Raw genomic sequence first — 14,924 nt, forward strand, 5'->3', positions numbered from 1 at the left:
AGTGGCAGTGCGTCCTTGAACTCGCTATCGGTGTTCACCGGGCCCCCTTGTGCTGGGGGGCGTCACTGGCCCGTTGTGCAGGGAGGCTGTCGGAGGGCGGCGGGACGAGCCCGTATTGGGCGGCCTGAGCCTGGAACATCTCCCGGTAGAGGCCATCGTTGCGGGACATCAGTTGGTCGTGGGTGCCTTTTTCGACGATGCGGCCCTGGTCGAGGACGTAGATGTGGTCGGCCTTCGCGGTGGCGGCGAGCCGGTGTGTGACGAGAACGACGGCGTGGCCGCTGTCGGCCAGGGACCACAGGCCCTCGAAGGCTTCGATTTCCGCACGTGGGTCGAGTGCGGAGGTGGGCTCGTCGACGAGGAAGAAGGGGGCGTTCCGGTACCGGCTGCGGGCGTTGCCCAGCTTCTGCCACTGCCCGCCGGACAGTTGGACGCCGCGCTCGTATCCCTTGAAGCAGATCGAGTCCCAGCTGTGCGGCAGCCCTTCGATCAGTGTGTGGATGTCGGCGGCCTGCGCGGCGTGTTTGACCCGTGCCATGTCCCGAGGGCGGTCGCCGGCGCCGATGGCCACATTGGTGGCGGCGGTCATCTCCCAGTGCGGGAAGTCCTGAGCGAGCAGCCCGATGGACGCGAACACCTCCGACCGGTCGGCGGCGCGCACCTCGACCCGCTCGCTCTCGCCGTGCTCCCCCTCCCACCACACCTCTCCGGCGGTGGGCAGCAGCAGACCGGCGAGGATCTTGGTCAAGGTCGTCTTGCCCGAGCCGTTCGCGCCGACCAGTGCGGTCACCTGTCCCCGCCGCACCGACACGCTCACGTCCTTCAGGGACGGCGAAGAGGCGCCGGGGTAGGTGTAGGACACGTTTTCCACGTGGACGGTTCGCACGGGAGACGGCAGGGGCGTGCCGGTCTGCGGGATGGCGTGCTGGGCGGCCAGTTCGGTCGCGTTCTTCGTATCAGTGAGGAACAGCATCTCCTCATACAGTCGGTTGACCTGCTGGATGAGGGAGGTGAGTCGCGCGGTTGAGTTGCGGATGGCGACCACCGCCGTGCCCCCGACCGCCAGTGGCAGCCCGCCGCTGGTCAGCAGCCACCACAGCACCCCGTAGCAGCCCAGCGACGCCAGCCCGGAGCCCGCCCCGGCGACCAGATCGGTGTGCGCCTGGGCCCGAGCAAGCCGCCGCTGCTCGGCCTCCATCTGCCGGGACATCTCCTCATAGCCGCCCAGCAGCTTCACCCCGGCACCGTGGGCACGGATCTCACCGGCGGCATGTGGCCTGGTCAGGTAGGCCAGCAGGGAAGCGATGGCGCGGCGGTGATCGACCCAGTGCAGCCGCGAGACGTACTCACGGCGGGCTGAGCGCACCGCACCCCACCCTCGCGGAAGGGCGATGGCCAGCAGCATCGGCAGCAGCGCCCAGTGCAGGGACGCCAGGACGACCGCTGCGGCGACCATCCCGATGAGCACGTTGCCCACACCCACCGACAGCCGCAGCATGTTCCGCGCGGAGTCGGTGCCGAACTTCCCTGCCTCCAGGGTGCGCTGCACCTCCGGCCGCTCGGTGGCCTCCACCTCGACGCGGGTGACGGCCTCGTAGTAGCGGGCGGAGACGGCCCGCTCGACCTGCGGCTCCAGCCGGCCCGACATCGCCGTCGACCAGGCCGACAGCAGCGCCGCACCCACCGACACCACCGCCAGCACCACGAGAGCGGGGAGAGCGTCACGCAGCTTGTCAGCGGTCGGACCGTCGGCGAACAGCTGAGTCAGGATGCCGTTGACCGCAACCAGGCCCCACGCAGCCGTCACACCTTGCCCGACCTGCGCCGCCACGACACCGGCCAACGCCCGCCGATCCACGCTCCACCCAGTGCGCAACACCGTCCCCGCCATACGCGGCAGGGCCGCGGCCATCTGCCCGAACCCCATCCGGATCAGTGCGCCCTCGTGATGCACGAACGACCTGTCCCAGCGCAACCGGCCGCCGTAGAGTTCCCGCTCCGCCTGGGAGATCCCGCTCGCTGTCCGCGCGGACTTCTTACGCAGCTTCGGACGCCTCACTCCTGCCCAGGATGGCCTGGGGTTGCCTGAGTTCGCGGATTTCCTCATGCCCTCCACCCCGTCTCGGGGCGAGTGGTGTTGCGTGCAGCCGCGTCAACGCGCTGCCCGGAGGACTCGGTGTGCGGGGCCGCAAGTCGGCAATGTTCGAATACTGCCGGAGCGTACACAGGGACAAGCACAAAGGTCATGGCATCCTCCGGTTGGGCGCACGAGGGGTACTGGTGCTCTAAAAACGGGCGCGGAGAGGCAGCCGTTACGGGTACCTAGTGATCAAATGTTCGGAATTGCAGCCATCGAGGCGTCAGAACGGGCCCGTGGGAGCGCAGCATCATTCGAACGGGGTGAGGTCCCCCGTACGGGGACTTGCCAGTCGTGATTCGCCGTGTTCGGCACACCGGTCATCGATCTCGTCGCCGACTTGCAGGGGATGCTGCCCTGCGGCACCGCCACCCAGCCTTGCCGGCCCAGCGGTCTGAGCTGACACCTCATGCTTCGGCTTCCGTCGCCGGAAGGTCACGGGAGTCCGTCGCCGCCCTCGTACGGCCACCGGCGCACGAGAGCCTCCTCGACCATCAGTAGCCTCGTTCTCAGTTCAACGCATCAGGGATCTGGACGAGCGAGGAGTGGCTGGTCTGCTCGTGTTGCAGGTCGCCTCGGCCCACTCGATCGTGTTGCCACCACCTGAAACAAATCATCGTCGTAGTCGCGGGCGTCCTCCCTCCAGCGCATCGCGTGCCGCCTCCATGAAGGCGTAGCGCCGCTCCCGTTTTGCGGGTGGCCGCCCGCTCTGTGGGGAGCTGCTCCGCATGTGCTTGTGCAGCGCGTCGGTGTAGTCATGGGCGGCCTGGGCCGTCTCATGCGAGCAGACCAGCTCGACGGCCTTCTTCGCCAGCCACAGGTCGTGCAGCTTCTCGTCCTCGGGGTCTTCGGGCGCCGGCAGACCGCGGTCTCTGCGGTCCAATATCAACTCAGCGCTCTGCGCGGCGGCGAGGAAGCCCAGGATGGCCTCCTTGCGCTCAGCGCGCTCCGCGTCCGCGCGCTGTTGCTGATCACGGCGTATCTCGACCCGGGCTGCCAGGTGCTGTCCCAGGAGAGTCCCTGCGGTGCCGAGAAGGACGCCGACCAGGGCAAGAACTGTGCTTCCAGTGACTCCGTTCACGTCGTACATCGTGCTGGACGGGTGGCGTGTCAGTGACGGCAAATCCAGCCCGATCGCGGCTTCGACGCCGTGGTTACCGGCGAACCGCGGCGGGCCTTCTCCGGCAACCAGTTCGGGGACAGCTTCCTGCTCTTCGTGCACTACGAGGTCCCTCTGTGGGTGCCCGAGGTCGGCGGTGCCATCGACGCCGACAACGAAGCCCACGACCTGATCCTGTCCGTCTTCGGCGGCATGTCCAAGGGCGATCGCAACCGGCAATGGATCGCCGGCACCCAGGCCCGCCGCAAACAGGCCGAAGGAGAACTCCGAGTTACCACGCCGCAACCACAGCCGCAGCCCGGCACACCGCTGTCGCGGCATGAGATCGCCGCACTCCTCCGAGCAGCCGGGAACCTCACCACGGCCATCCACCAGGCCGACCCCACCCACAAAGCCGAGCTCTACAAAAAGCTGGGCATCCGTCTGCGCTATGACCCCGGGCAGCAAAAAGTCCTGGTCGAGAGCCATCTCGACCAGGACCTAGGCGGTTCCCGTGGGGTACCAGTACGTGTCGGGAGGGGGACTTGAACCCCCACGCCCTGTAAAGGGCACTAGCACCTCAAGCTAGCGCGTCTGCCATTCCGCCACCCCGACCGGGTGTGCCGCACGGCCGGTGGGCGGCCTTGCGACGGGTTAAACCTTAGCACCCGATGAGGACTGCGATCACCCGGCTCTTGGGGTGCCGGGGTGTGGGCGGGAGGATGGGGGCCTACCTGCGAGAAGAGGAGGCAGCGTGAGTGCCGATAGTGCCGCGACCGCGAGTGCCGCTAGCGCCGAGAGCGAGGTCGTCGATCTCTGCCGCGAGCTGATCCGGATCGACACCAGCAATTACGGCAACAACGAGGGCCCCGGGGAGCGGGCGGCGGCGGAGTACGTCGCCGAGAAGCTGGCCGAGGTCGGGCTCGAGCCGCAGATCATCGAGTCCAGTCCGGGGCGGGCCTCGACCGTGGCGCGGATCACAGGTGAGGACCCTTCGCGCCCTGCCCTGCTCATTCACGGACACACCGACGTGGTGCCGGCGAACGCCGACGACTGGACGCATCATCCGTTCTCCGGGGAGATCGCCGACGGCTGCGTGTGGGGGCGCGGCGCCGTCGACATGAAGGACATGGACGCCATGACGCTGGCGGTCGTACGGGACCGGATGCGTACGGGCCGTAAGCCTCCCCGCGACATCGTGCTGGCCTTCCTGGCGGACGAGGAGGCCGGCGGCGTCTACGGGGCGCGGCACCTGGTCGACAACCACGCCGACCTCTTCGAAGGGGTCACGGAGGCCATCGGCGAGGTCGGTGGGTTCTCCTTCACGGTCAACGAGGATCTGCGGCTGTATCTGATCGAGACGGCCCAGAAGGGCATGCACTGGATGCGGCTGACCGTGGACGGCACCGCCGGGCACGGGTCGATGACCAACAACGACAACGCGATCACCGAGCTGTGCGAGGCCGTGGGGCGGCTGGGCCGGCACAAGTTCCCGGTGCGGGTGACCAAGACGGTCCGCTCGTTCCTGGACGAGCTCTCCGACGCGCTCGGCGTCGAGCTCGACCCCGAGGACATGGACGAGACCCTCGCCAGGCTCGGCGGCATCGCGAAGATCATCGGCGCCACCCTGCAGAACACCGCGGCGCCCACCCAGCTCGGGGCCGGCTACAAGGTCAACGTCATCCCCGGGCAGGCGACAGCGCACGTGGACGGAAGGTTCCTGCCGGGGCACGAGGAGGAGTTCCTGGCCGACCTGGACCGGCTGCTGGGGCCGCGGGTACGGCGCGAGGACGTGCACGCCGACAAGGCGCTGGAGACGACGTTCGACGGCGCGCTGGTGGAGGCCATGCAGTCGTCGCTGCGCGCCGAGGACCCCGTCGCGCGTGCCGTGCCGTACATGCTCTCCGGCGGTACCGACGCCAAGTCCTTCGACGATCTGGGTATCCGCTGCTTCGGCTTCGCGCCGCTGAAGCTGCCGCCGGAGCTGGACTTCGCCGGGATGTTCCACGGGGTGGACGAGCGGGTTCCGGTCGACGGACTCCAGTTCGGGGTCCGGGTACTGGACCGGTTCCTGGATCAGGCATGAGAGCGGCTGCCGTCGCGCCGCGTTGACCACTCGGGGCGGTAATCGGTTAATCGGTCACCTGTACGGAGCCGACTGAGACGAGTGAATGATCTAGTCAGTTCGTAGCCCGATTCCGCCATCCTCGTTACAGGGAGTGCGGTCCCCGGCCGGGACCGTATTGCCAACAAGGAGGATCAATGTTCAAGAAGGTCATCGCCGCCGCGGCTGCCACCAGCGGTCTTGTGCTGGCTGGTGCGGGTATGGCCGTCGCCGACTCCGGTGCGCAGGGTGCCGCCGTGCACTCCCCGGGTGTCGTTTCCGGCAACGTCGTGCAGGCCCCGGTCCACGTTCCGGTGAACGTCTGCGGCAACACCATCTCCGTGGTCGGGCTGCTGAACCCGGCGTTCGGCAACACCTGCGTCAACGACTGACGCCGAGCCTCATCCGACCTGATCGGTGAGCAATTCATCTGAGTGCCCCCGGAGCACGCGCCACGCGCTCCGGGGTCCTCGGGTTCTGAGGGGGCGGGACGGCGCGCAGGGCGCCTCCCTGGCCGGTCAACGACAGCCAGTAAAGGCAGGGGAATCCACAGCATGCGACAGGGCACCAGAAAGGGCCTGATGACCATGGCCGCCGCGGGCGGCCTCCTCGCGATGTCAGGGGGGACCGCGTTCGCCGACTCGGGCGCCCACGGCGGCAGCGCGAACTCGCCGGGCGTGCTCTCCGGCAACACCGTGCAGGCGCCGGTGAACGTCACGGTCAACGTCTGCGGCAACACCGTCAACGTCGTCGGGGTACTCAACCCCGCGTCCGGCAACGGCTGCGGCAATGGAAGCCGCGGCGGTGACGGCCCCAGCCCGCAGGGCGGGCACGGGGCCCATGCGGGGGGCTCCGCGCACGGTTCGCCGGGCGTCGGCTCTGGCAACACCGCGCAGGTTCCGGTCGATGTGCCGGTGAACGCCTGCGGCAACACCGTTGACGTCGTAGGAGCGCTCAACCCGGCCCACGGCAACGGCTGCGCCAATGAGTCGAAGCCGTCGAACCCCGGGCCGGTCGACCCGGGGTACCCCGAGGAGCCGGGAAATCCCGGTGAGCCGGGCGAGCCAGGCGAGCCGGGGAACCCGGAAGAGCCCGGGGAGCCTGGACAGCCGGAGCAGCCCGGTGAGCCGGGTGAGCCGGAGCAGCCCGGTGAGCCGGGTGAGCCGGGGAATCCGGGAGAGCCCGGAAAGCCTGGGCAGCCGGGTGAGCCCGGGCAGCCCTCGGAGCCGAGTGCGCCCAACGAGCCCGGCAGCACCGGTGAGGTGCACGCTCCGTCCGAGCCGGAGGCCGTAGCGGCGTCCGACAAGTCCGGCGCGACCGAGCCGGACTCCGGCGGCTCGCTGGCGCACACGGGTGCGGGCTCCCAGCTCGGCCTGGCAGCGCCACTCAGCGTGGGGATGCTCGCGGGCGGCTACGTGCTCTACCGGCGCTCCAGGGCGGCCACCCGTCGCTGACGGGCCCTGGGTCGGGGTTCGGCAACCGGGCACAGCAAAGGGAGCGGTCCCGCATCCAGCGGACCGCTCCCTCCGGCTCAGGCCATGAGCCCCGGCCTCTCGGCCCGGTCTCCCGCCCCCCGGTCTCTCGGCGCCTCGGTCCGGCCACTCACCCGGCCTCGGAGACCCGGCCGCCCCCCCGTTCACCCGTGGTGGGTGATCACCAGGTGGGGCGCAGTTGACGGATGATGCGGCGGCGGAGCCGCACCCGGCGGCTCCCGTCCGGGTACAGGCGCATCCGGGCCAGTTCCCAGTGCCCGTACTCGGCGTGGTCGGTCAGCAGTTGGGTCGCAGCCTTGCGGGACACGCCCCGAGGGACGTACACATCGCGAAATTCGTATTCCGGCATCCTCTCTATTGTGCGTATGGACCCCGTCTGCCGATAGCGTCTGCACTATGTCTGATGCTGCGCAGCCCACCGCTGCCGACGTACGCGCCGCTGCCGAGGCGGTCAAAGCCGCGCTGGACCGGCACCTCGAGGCCGTCGAGCGCCGTGCGGGGGACTCCCGGGCGCCCGCCGGTGCGGCTGAGCGGGACGCTTCCTCGGCGGAGCAGTACGCCGCCGAACTCGATTCCGCCGTCTACGCCGCCTTCGACGCGCTGGCCGCCGCGGGGGAGCACTACGACGAGATGCTGTACGAGGTCTACGACGAGGTCACCCCGTTCGAGATCCCCAGCAGCGACGGCCTGCCCACATACACCGGGCCCGAGGTGCCCCATGCGCTGAGCGTCCTGATCCGGCGGGATTACGTCATCTCCGAGCCCCAGCGGCTGCAGGCTCAGGCCGAGCGCGTCACCGAGCTGGACCCGGAGGCGGCGGAGGACGAACGGGTCGACAGCGCCGCGCCGGGCAACAGCGTGCACGCGGCGCTCGGGGTGCTCTTCGGCGAGTACGAGCCGGATGAGATCGCCACCCGCCACAAGGAGTTCGGCCTGGAAGAAGGCGACTCCACGCTGTGGGTCACGGCAGCCGACGAACCCGCCGAGCCCGGCGAGTGGCTCTCCTCGCCGTTCGATCAGGCCGACCCCCAGCGGGTGATCTGCCGCTTCGACGTCAGCTCCGTCTTCGACGAGGACGAGGAGGACCTGGTACTGGAGGCCCGTGGCGAAGACGAGGACGAGGAAGAAGACGAGGACGAGGAGGGGTACGAGGGGGAGGACGAGGACGACGAGGAGGAGCCGGAGGACGTTGACGGTCCCGACGGGACCGGGACCGCTCCCACCGGCCGGCGAGGCAGGTGACGAGGCGGCGCTTCGGCCGTCCCGGCCGCGCCTGGTGACCGTCCCGGGGTGGGGGAGTGCCCGTGTCCGGAGCGCCCGGGCTGCGAGTCGCCCCCGGCTTGCGGCCCGGGGGCGCCCCCGGTCTTCGGCCTGGAGGCGCCCCCGGCCCCTTACGGGGCCTGCCCTCCCTCCCCGTCCTGTCCACCGGACTCCGCCGCCCGCGCTGCCTCGGCCGCGCGGGCGGACTCCGTCAGGAGGGTGCGCAGCCGCGTGGTGCGCTCCCGGCCGACCACCGAGGCGACGGCGCGGGGGAGCGCATCGCCCGCGCCGTGTACGACCGACAGATGGCGCTCGCCGCGGCTGAACGCGGTGTAGACCCACTCCCGGCTCAGTGCCCCCGTCGCGTCCCCGGGGAGCACCACGACGGCGGCGGGCCAGCGGATGCCCGCTGCCTGGTGGGCCGTGACTGCCCAGCCGTGCCGCACCGTTTCGGGGACCCGCTCGGGCGGGACCGTCAGACCGCCTTCACCGTGCGTCAGGTGGAGGCCCCGGTCGTCGGCTGAGGCCACGGTGCAGATGGTGGTGCGGCCGGGTGCGGGGGAGTAGGCGACCCGGTCGCCGGGGTCGAAGCCGCCGAAGCGGCCGGGGCCGGGGTTGAGCCGTTCCTTGAGGGCCGCGTTCAGCGCGCGCGTACCCGCCGAGCCGCCGTGCCCCGGGGTGATCACCTGGGTCTCGGCTGACGGGACCGAGAGCGCCCTGGGCACCGAGTCCGCGACGAGCTGCACCGTGCGGTGCACGGCCTCACTCGGGTCGGTCACCGGGACGATCACGACCTCCTTGCCCGGCGCCTCGACCTGGTTCAGCTCCCCGATGCCGATGCCCGAGACCAGTTCGCCCACCGGGCCGGGGTCCGGGGTGCGCGAGGCGATGTGCGGGCAGAATTTGGCCGCCATAAGGTCCCGGAACACCTGTCCTGGGCCGGCGGCGCCCAGCACTCCGGGGTCCCCGCTGAGCACCAGCCGCACCCCGTCCGGCAGCGATTCCAGCAGCGCTGCGGCGGTCTCCGCGTCGAGCTGCGGTGCGTCGCAGACGGCCAGCAGGTCGACGGCGAGCGCCCCTTCCTCGTCCCTGCCGGGCCCCTCGGTCCCCGCCAGGAGGCCCGCAACCGTGGCACAGCCCGGGTCAGGGGCAGCGTCCGGGCGGGAGCTCGCCTCCGCCTCATCGGCCGGGTGCTCTGCCGCCGCGTCCCCCGCCCCGTACGGACCGAAGGCCGGCTGCTCGGCGAGGAGGTGTGCCATCCGGGCGCTGCCGTCGTCCGTATGGGTGAGGACCCAGGAGCGGAGGCCGAGTCCCCGGGCCGCGGCGGCGAGGGCAGCGATCTCGGCGCGGGAGGCATCACCGCCCGCGTGGGTGACCAGGCCGTTCCCGGCCACGGCCCGGATCAGCTCGCGGGCGGAGGGCGAGGGGGCGTCCCCGGCCGCCGCCGCCCAGCCGCCCGCCGGGCCTTCAGCCGTCGTCCCCTCAGCCGTCGTCCCCTCGGCCGCTGCGCCCTCGGCTGCCGTCCCCTCGGCCGCTGTCCCCCCGGGCGTCGCACGCCCGGCCGTCGATCCCTCTGCCACCGCCTCAGCGGAGCCGGAGCCGAACGTGCCCGCGATCCGGGCCAGCCCGTCGGCCAGGCTCTCCTCCGCGAGCGCGTACCGGTCCAGCCCCACCAGGACGTTGACCGGGCGCTCTTCTTCCCCCTCTTCGTCGGTTTCCCCTCCGGCCGCCGACCGGGCGGCGGCCGAGGCGGACGGGCCTGCGTCCAGCGCGTCCTCGAAGACCAGCACGGCTCCCGCGTCCATGGCTTCGCGCACCGCCTGCTCGGGGTCCGGCACCGCGTGCTGGGCCAGGCCCTTGGCCAGCGCTCCGGGCGCCAGCACCGTGTCGCCCCGCAGCGCCGCGCGCTCCAGCAGATGGCCGGCCAATGCGACAGCGCGGCGTGGGTCCCCGGGCCCCGCCTCGCCGTCGAGCAGTGCGCGCGCGAAGCCGTCCGCCTGTTCGGGGCGCACTCCGGGGAGTGCGAGGAGCTGCCAGGGGTCGGCTCGCAGCAGCTCGGCCGCGCCCTCGCCGAACGTCTCGGCCACGGGCCGCGCCAGGGAGTCGGGAGCCCCGCCCTGCGCAAGGAGCGCCCTGATCTCGTCCGGCACCGCGACCGGCCGCTCCCCGCCTCCCGTCGGCCCCCCGGTCCCGGGACGGCCGGAGGCCGCGTCGGCACCCTGGCGCGGCGGTGCTGCGGCCCTCCGTGGCTGTTCCCGGCCCGGCCCTGTGGCCTGCCCGTGGCCCGCCCGTGCCCGCTCGGCGGGCGCGGGTTCGTTGAAGAAGGAGGCGGCGGAGCGTTCGCCGCTCTCCACCGCGCGGACGGCCGCGAGGAGTTCGGCTGCCTTGTCGTTGCTCACAGCTCGCTCCAGTCATGGTCGGGGTAGCGGTGCACGGGAGCCGAGACATCGTCCAGCGCCGCGCGGATTTCGTCTGGAAGACTAAGGCCCTCCACTGACAGAGCCTCCGCGAGCTGCTCCGATGTCCGCGCGCCGACGATCGGCGCCACCACCCCCGGCCTGTCGCGCACCCATGCCAGTGCCACCTGGAGCGGGGGCAGGGCGAGCCCGTCGGCCGCTATGGCCACGGCGTCCACGATCCGCCCCGCTGTCTCGTCCAGATACGGCTCGACGAACGCCGCCAGCCGCTCGTCGGCACCCCGGGAGCCGGCGGGCGGCGGGCCCGGCTGCCGGTATTTGCCGGTGAGCACGCCGCGGCCCAGCGGTGAGGACGGCAGCAGTCCGATGCCCAGGTCCAGCGCGGCGGGCAGCACCTCCCGCTCGATGCCGCGCTGGAGCAGCGAGTACTCCATCTGGGTACTGGCCAGCGGATGCCGTGCGCCCGGGGCCGCGCGCTGCCAGGCGCCGGCCTTGGCCAGCTGCCAGCCGGAGAAGTTGGACACCCCGGCGTAGCGGGCGCGCCCGCTGCTGACGGCCTCGTCCAGCGCCTGGAGGGTCTCCTCCAGCGGTGTGTACGGGTCCCAGGCGTGCACCTGCCACAGATCCACATGGTCGGTGCCGAGCCGGCCGAGGGAGGCGTCCAGTGCGGCGAGGAGGTGGCCGCGCGAGCAGTCGAAGCGGCGGTCGGGTTCGGGGACGCTGCCCGCCTTGGTGGCGATGACCAGGTCCCGGCGCGGTACGAAGTCCCGCATCAGCCGGCCCAGCAGGTACTCGGCCTCGCCGTCGCCGTACACATCGGCGGTGTCCACCAGCGTGCCGCCGGCTTCCCAGAACGTCCTGAGCTGGTCGGCCGCGAGCTGGAAGTGCTGGTCGTGCTGCTGGCAGGTGTCGTGCTGCCCGCCGCGCCCCGCGCGATCGGGTGCGCCACCTGTGCCGCCGCCGCGCGCCCAGCTGAGAGTGCCCAGTCCGATCCGGGATACGCGCAGGCCAGTGCGGCCCAGGTGCCTTCGCTCCATGGGCGTTGAGCGTAGTTGTGGCAGGCGTTAGAGTCCGGGGGTCAGGGACATTACTGATCAGTAGGGAAAGTGGGTGCGGGATGGGGATGCGACTGGGCATCAACCTCGGCTACTGGGGCGCCGGGATGGATGCGGACAACCTCGCCGTCGCACAGGAGGCGGACAGGCTCGGCTACGACGTGTGCTGGGCGGCGGAGGCGTACGGCTCGGACGCGGCCACCGTGCTCACCTGGGTCGCGGCGCACACCGAGCGGATCGACGTGGCCTCCGGGATCTTCCAGATCCCGGCCCGGGCCCCCGCGATGACCGCCATGACGGCCGCCACCCTCGACTCCCTCTCGGGCGGGCGCTTCCGGCTGGGCCTCGGTGTCTCGGGCCCGCAGGTGTCCGAGGGCTGGTACGGGGTGAAGTTCGACAAGCCACTCGCCCGCACCCGCGAGTACGTCGAGATCATCCGGCGCGCCATGTCCCGCGAGCGCCTGTCCTACGAAGGACAGCACTGGACGCTGCCGCTGCCCGGCGGCCCGGGCAAGCCGATCAAGCTGACGGTCCACCCGGAGCGCGAGGAGATCCCGCTCTACATCGCCGCCATCGGCCCGAAGAACCTGGAGCAGACCGGCGAGATCGCCAACGGTGTGCTGCTGGTCTTCTTCTCCCCGGAACACGCCGAGGAGACGACCCTGCAGTACCTGCGCGCGGGCCGGGAGGCGGCGGGCAGGACGATGGACGGCTTCGATGTGTGCCCCACCGTCCCGATGGCCGTCGGTGAGGACATCGACACGCTCGCCGACCTCTTCCGCCCCTACACCGCGCTCTACGTCGGCGGTATGGGCAGCCGCAAGCAGAACTTCTACAACAAGCTGGCCCAGCGCATGGGCTACGAGAAGGAGGCCGCCGAGATCCAGGAGAAGTACCTGGCCGGCGACAAGGAGGGCGCGGCGGCGGCGGTTCCCCGCGAGCTGATCGACTCCACCACCCTAATCGGCCCCGTCGACCGGATCGCCGACCGGATGCGGGCCTACGCCGACGCCGGGGTGACGACGCTGTCGCTGGCACCCGCAGGGTTCTCCCGCGAGGAGCGGCTGACCAGCCTGCGTGCCGGCATCGAGGCCCTGGAGCGGGCCGGGCTCGCCTCCTGAGGCGAGGACCTGCCGGAACCCGGCCCCCAGGAGGCGAGGGCCTCCCGGACAACGGGACCGGCCCCGCGGAAGGCGGGGGCCGGTCCGTACGGCGCCGAGCGCCGGAGAGGTCCGCGGCCGTGGTGGGGGCTCGGGGTCTACCCCGCCACGGCCGTCACGGAGCACAACGCGGCGTCGCCCGCCCGGTTACGCGGGTTGGCGGCGCTCCTCCCACATTCGGCGCAGACCGGCCGCTCACCTGTTGCCCGTTCGCGTAGGCGGTATTTGACTCGTTCTTTGCGGATGTCGTGCTGTACGGGAACTCGCGCACGGAGGTGGCAGAGATGCTCTCGGCCAGGAGTCTGTTCCAGGAAATCCTCGACAACGACGAGTCGTTCCGGCTCTTCTGCTCCATCGCCGCCAGCGGTGAGGCGCAGGGCGGCTGGGAGAACGGCCGGATCGCCGCCCTCGTCCCCGAGTCCCAGCGCCACCTCGCCCCCAAGATCGTCCGGCACGGCGCCGATGAGGACAAACACGGCCGGATCTTCATGGCACTGCTGAACAAGCGCGGTCTGGAAGTGGCCGAGATCCCGGACGACACCGACTACACGATGATCCTGGAGGGCCTGGGCATCGGCCTCGCGCACGAGAAGCTCCGCCACGACGAGCCGCTGACCGAACACGACATCCTCACCTATCTCGCCCACAGCCGGGTCACCGAGCAGCGTGCCGCCGAGGAGATGATCCTGCTCAAGAAGGTGGCCGGGGACCATCCGGAGCTCGGCCGCGCGGTGAAGATGATCTCCAAGGACGAGGACAACCACCTCGCCTACTGCCACGAGGAACTGCTGCGCCTGGCCGAGGCCGGGCACTCCCGCGCCATTCGGGCGCTGCTGCGCGAGAGCGCGCTCGCCGAGATCAAGGTCTACCGCGACGTCAGCCTGGCCGTCATGAGCTGTATGGCGCGCATTCTGGGCTGGTCGGGCGCCAAGTACGGGCTCGTCGCACTGGGAATCCACGCGCGGTACGTCTGGGAGCGGCTGGGCGGCTGGCGGCGGATGGTCAGCCTCCGGATGCCCGAGCGCCGAGACGCGCTGGGCACCGGGCGGGCGGACGCGGAGCCCGAGTACGCCTGACCGGTCCCGGGCGGCAGAGCCCGGGTACGCCCGACCGGCCTGGGGCGGCGGAGCCCGGGTACGCCCGACCGCCCACGGACGAAGGCCACGGCCGTCAGAACCAGTCGCGGCGCTTGAAGACCCGGAACAGCACCACGCAGACTGTCACCATCAGCAGCAGCGTGGCCGGATAGCCCCACACCCAGTGCAGCTCCGGCATGTGGTCGAAGTTCATGCCGTACACGCCCGCGATGGCGGTCGGCACGGCGAACATCGCCGCCCACGCCGAGATCTTGCGCATGTCGTCGTTCTGCCGCACACCCATCTGCGCCAGGTACGCCGAGAGAATGTCCGTCAGCAGCCGGTCGATGGACTCCACCTGTTCGTTCACCCGTGACAGATGGTCCGCGACGTCCCGGAAGAACAGCCGCGCGTCCTTGTGCACGAACGGCAAGCTCGCGCCCGTCAGCCGGGTCACCGGGTCCGTCAGCGGCATCGTCGCCCGGCGGAACTCCAGCGCGCGCCGCTTGAACTCGTAGATCCGGGTCGCCGTGCCCTTGCCCAGCCGGGCGTCCTTGGCGAAGACCGCTGCCTCCAGCTCGTCGAGGTCCGTGTGCAGCGCTGCCGCGACCTCCAGGTAGTGGTCGACCACGGTGTCGCTGACGGCGTACATCACCGCTGTCGGGCCGTGCCGCAGCACCTCGGGCTCCTTCTCCAGCCGCCCCCGCACCGAGCCCAGCGGATTGGCCTCGCCGTGCCGCACCGTCAGCACGAAGGAGTCGCCCACGAACAGCATCAGCTCACCCGTGCTCAGCCTGCCACTGGCCTCGTCGTACCCCACCGGCTTGAGCACCAGGAACAGCGAGTCCGCGTACACCTCCAGCTTGGGCCGCTGGTGGGCGTGGAGCGAGTCCTCCACGGCCAGTGGATGGAGCCCGAAGGCCCTGGTCACCTTGTCGAACTCGGCCTCGGTCGGCTCGTGCATACCGAGCCACAAGAAGGTGTCGGACGACGACCGGGCCTCGCGCAGCGCCGCCGAGAAGTCCTGCGGGCGCTCCGCTCGGCGCCCTTGCCGGTAGAGCGCACAATCGACGATCACTCCTCGAATTCTCCCGCCCCAGCGCGGCACCACAACCGGAGAGCG

The 14,924-nt window shown here is 71.0% G+C and carries 13 protein-coding genes and 1 tRNA gene; 7 read left to right on the plus strand and 7 right to left on the minus strand.

The features are described 5' to 3' along the window. Nucleotides 1-34: 34 nt before the first annotated feature. A complete protein-coding gene (locus JW592_RS09310; protein WP_209264469.1) occupies nt 35-2,107 on the minus strand; it encodes an ABC transporter ATP-binding protein in 2,073 nt (690 codons plus the stop codon). 643 nt (nt 2,108-2,750) lie between these two features. Continuing rightward, nucleotides 2,751-3,218 carry a hypothetical protein gene (locus tag JW592_RS09315; protein WP_209264470.1) on the minus strand — a complete coding sequence of 156 codons (468 nt, stop codon included), beginning with the start codon at nt 3,216-3,218 and terminating at the stop codon, nt 2,751-2,753. Between the two features lie 69 nt (nt 3,219-3,287). Here JW592_RS09315 and JW592_RS09320 point away from each other — a divergent pair, with 69 nt between their 5' ends. Continuing rightward, a complete protein-coding gene (locus JW592_RS09320; RefSeq protein ID WP_209264471.1) occupies nt 3,288-3,785 on the plus strand; it encodes a hypothetical protein in 498 nt (165 codons plus the stop codon). Here the strand turns inward: JW592_RS09320 and JW592_RS09325 are convergent. Beyond that, nucleotides 3,767-3,851, minus strand: a tRNA-Leu gene (locus tag JW592_RS09325). The two genes, JW592_RS09320 and JW592_RS09325, sit on opposite strands and share 19 nt — an antisense overlap. A 139-nt stretch (nt 3,852-3,990) precedes the next feature. On the opposite strand from JW592_RS09325, the gene JW592_RS09330 reads away from it, so the two are divergent. The 3 genes from JW592_RS09330 to JW592_RS33330 all read left to right on the plus strand — a co-directional run bounded on the left by JW592_RS09330 (nt 3,991) and on the right by JW592_RS33330 (nt 6,794). Then, nucleotides 3,991-5,322, plus strand: coding sequence for a M20/M25/M40 family metallo-hydrolase (locus JW592_RS09330; protein ID WP_209264472.1), 1,332 nt, complete (start codon nt 3,991-3,993; stop codon nt 5,320-5,322). Nucleotides 5,323-5,498: 176 nt separating this feature from the next. Further along, the gene (gene chpH / locus JW592_RS09335) at nt 5,499-5,732 is read left to right on the plus strand and encodes a chaplin ChpH (RefSeq protein ID WP_209264473.1); all 234 of its coding nucleotides are present in this window, start codon (nt 5,499-5,501) and stop codon (nt 5,730-5,732) included. 162 nt (nt 5,733-5,894) lie between these two features. Then, nucleotides 5,895-6,794, plus strand: coding sequence for a chaplin family protein (locus JW592_RS33330; RefSeq protein ID WP_209264474.1), 900 nt, complete (start codon nt 5,895-5,897; stop codon nt 6,792-6,794). Nucleotides 6,795-6,993: 199 nt separating this feature from the next. Here JW592_RS33330 and JW592_RS09345 read toward each other — a convergent pair whose 3' ends face one another. After that, nucleotides 6,994-7,182 (minus strand): DUF5703 family protein, encoded by a 189-nt coding sequence (locus tag JW592_RS09345; protein ID WP_030408284.1) that lies wholly within the window; start codon nt 7,180-7,182, stop codon nt 6,994-6,996. 47 nt (nt 7,183-7,229) lie between these two features. Here JW592_RS09345 and JW592_RS09350 point away from each other — a divergent pair, with 47 nt between their 5' ends. After that, nucleotides 7,230-8,075 (plus strand): hypothetical protein, encoded by an 846-nt coding sequence (locus tag JW592_RS09350; RefSeq protein ID WP_209264475.1) that lies wholly within the window; start codon nt 7,230-7,232, stop codon nt 8,073-8,075. A 149-nt stretch (nt 8,076-8,224) separates the two neighbouring features. Here the strand turns inward: JW592_RS09350 and JW592_RS09355 are convergent, their stop codons facing one another. Together JW592_RS09355 and JW592_RS09360 are read right to left on the minus strand one after the other, a co-directional pair. Then, nucleotides 8,225-10,492 (minus strand): helix-hairpin-helix domain-containing protein, encoded by a 2,268-nt coding sequence (locus JW592_RS09355; protein ID WP_209264476.1) that lies wholly within the window; start codon nt 10,490-10,492, stop codon nt 8,225-8,227. After that, a complete protein-coding gene (locus JW592_RS09360; protein WP_209264477.1) occupies nt 10,489-11,547 on the minus strand; it encodes an aldo/keto reductase in 1,059 nt (352 codons plus the stop codon). Before JW592_RS09360 ends, JW592_RS09355 begins: the two co-directional genes overlap by 4 nt. An 86-nt stretch (nt 11,548-11,633) precedes the next feature. Here JW592_RS09360 and JW592_RS09365 point away from each other — a divergent pair, with 86 nt between their 5' ends. Continuing rightward, nucleotides 11,634-12,686, plus strand: a complete 1,053-nt coding sequence (locus JW592_RS09365; protein ID WP_209264559.1) for an LLM class F420-dependent oxidoreductase — start codon at nt 11,634-11,636, stop codon at nt 12,684-12,686. Between the two features lie 323 nt (nt 12,687-13,009). Next, nucleotides 13,010-13,801 carry a ferritin-like domain-containing protein gene (locus JW592_RS09370; RefSeq protein WP_209264478.1) on the plus strand — a complete coding sequence of 264 codons (792 nt, stop codon included), beginning with the start codon at nt 13,010-13,012 and terminating at the stop codon, nt 13,799-13,801. Between the two features lie 94 nt (nt 13,802-13,895). On the opposite strand, the gene corA is transcribed toward JW592_RS09370, so the two are convergent. Further along, on the minus strand, nt 13,896-14,888 hold the full coding sequence (corA, locus tag JW592_RS09375; RefSeq protein WP_209264560.1) for a magnesium/cobalt transporter CorA: 993 nt from the start codon (nt 14,886-14,888) through the stop codon (nt 13,896-13,898). Nucleotides 14,889-14,924 lie beyond the last annotated feature (36 nt).

The sequence above is a fragment of the Streptomyces spirodelae genome, assembly GCF_017676385.1.
GTDB lineage: Bacteria > Actinomycetota > Actinomycetes > Streptomycetales > Streptomycetaceae > Streptomyces > Streptomyces spirodelae.

What these genes read in the sequence shown, in the direction of transcription:
- JW592_RS09310 (WP_209264469.1), bottom strand. Translation starts at nt 2,107, where the DNA reads ATGAGGAAATCCGCGAACTCAGGCAACCCCAGGCCATCCTGGGCAGGA.
- chpH (WP_209264473.1), top strand. Translation starts at nt 5,499, where the DNA reads ATGTTCAAGAAGGTCATCGCCGCCGCGGCTGCCACCAGCGGTCTTGTG.
- JW592_RS33330 (WP_209264474.1), top strand. Translation starts at nt 5,895, where the DNA reads ATGCGACAGGGCACCAGAAAGGGCCTGATGACCATGGCCGCCGCGGGC.
- JW592_RS09345 (WP_030408284.1), bottom strand. Translation starts at nt 7,182, where the DNA reads ATGCCGGAATACGAATTTCGCGATGTGTACGTCCCTCGGGGCGTGTCC.
- JW592_RS09350 (WP_209264475.1), top strand. Translation starts at nt 7,230, where the DNA reads ATGTCTGATGCTGCGCAGCCCACCGCTGCCGACGTACGCGCCGCTGCC.
- JW592_RS09360 (WP_209264477.1), bottom strand. Translation starts at nt 11,547, where the DNA reads ATGGAGCGAAGGCACCTGGGCCGCACTGGCCTGCGCGTATCCCGGATC.
- JW592_RS09365 (WP_209264559.1), top strand. Translation starts at nt 11,634, where the DNA reads ATGCGACTGGGCATCAACCTCGGCTACTGGGGCGCCGGGATGGATGCG.
- JW592_RS09370 (WP_209264478.1), top strand. Translation starts at nt 13,010, where the DNA reads ATGCTCTCGGCCAGGAGTCTGTTCCAGGAAATCCTCGACAACGACGAG.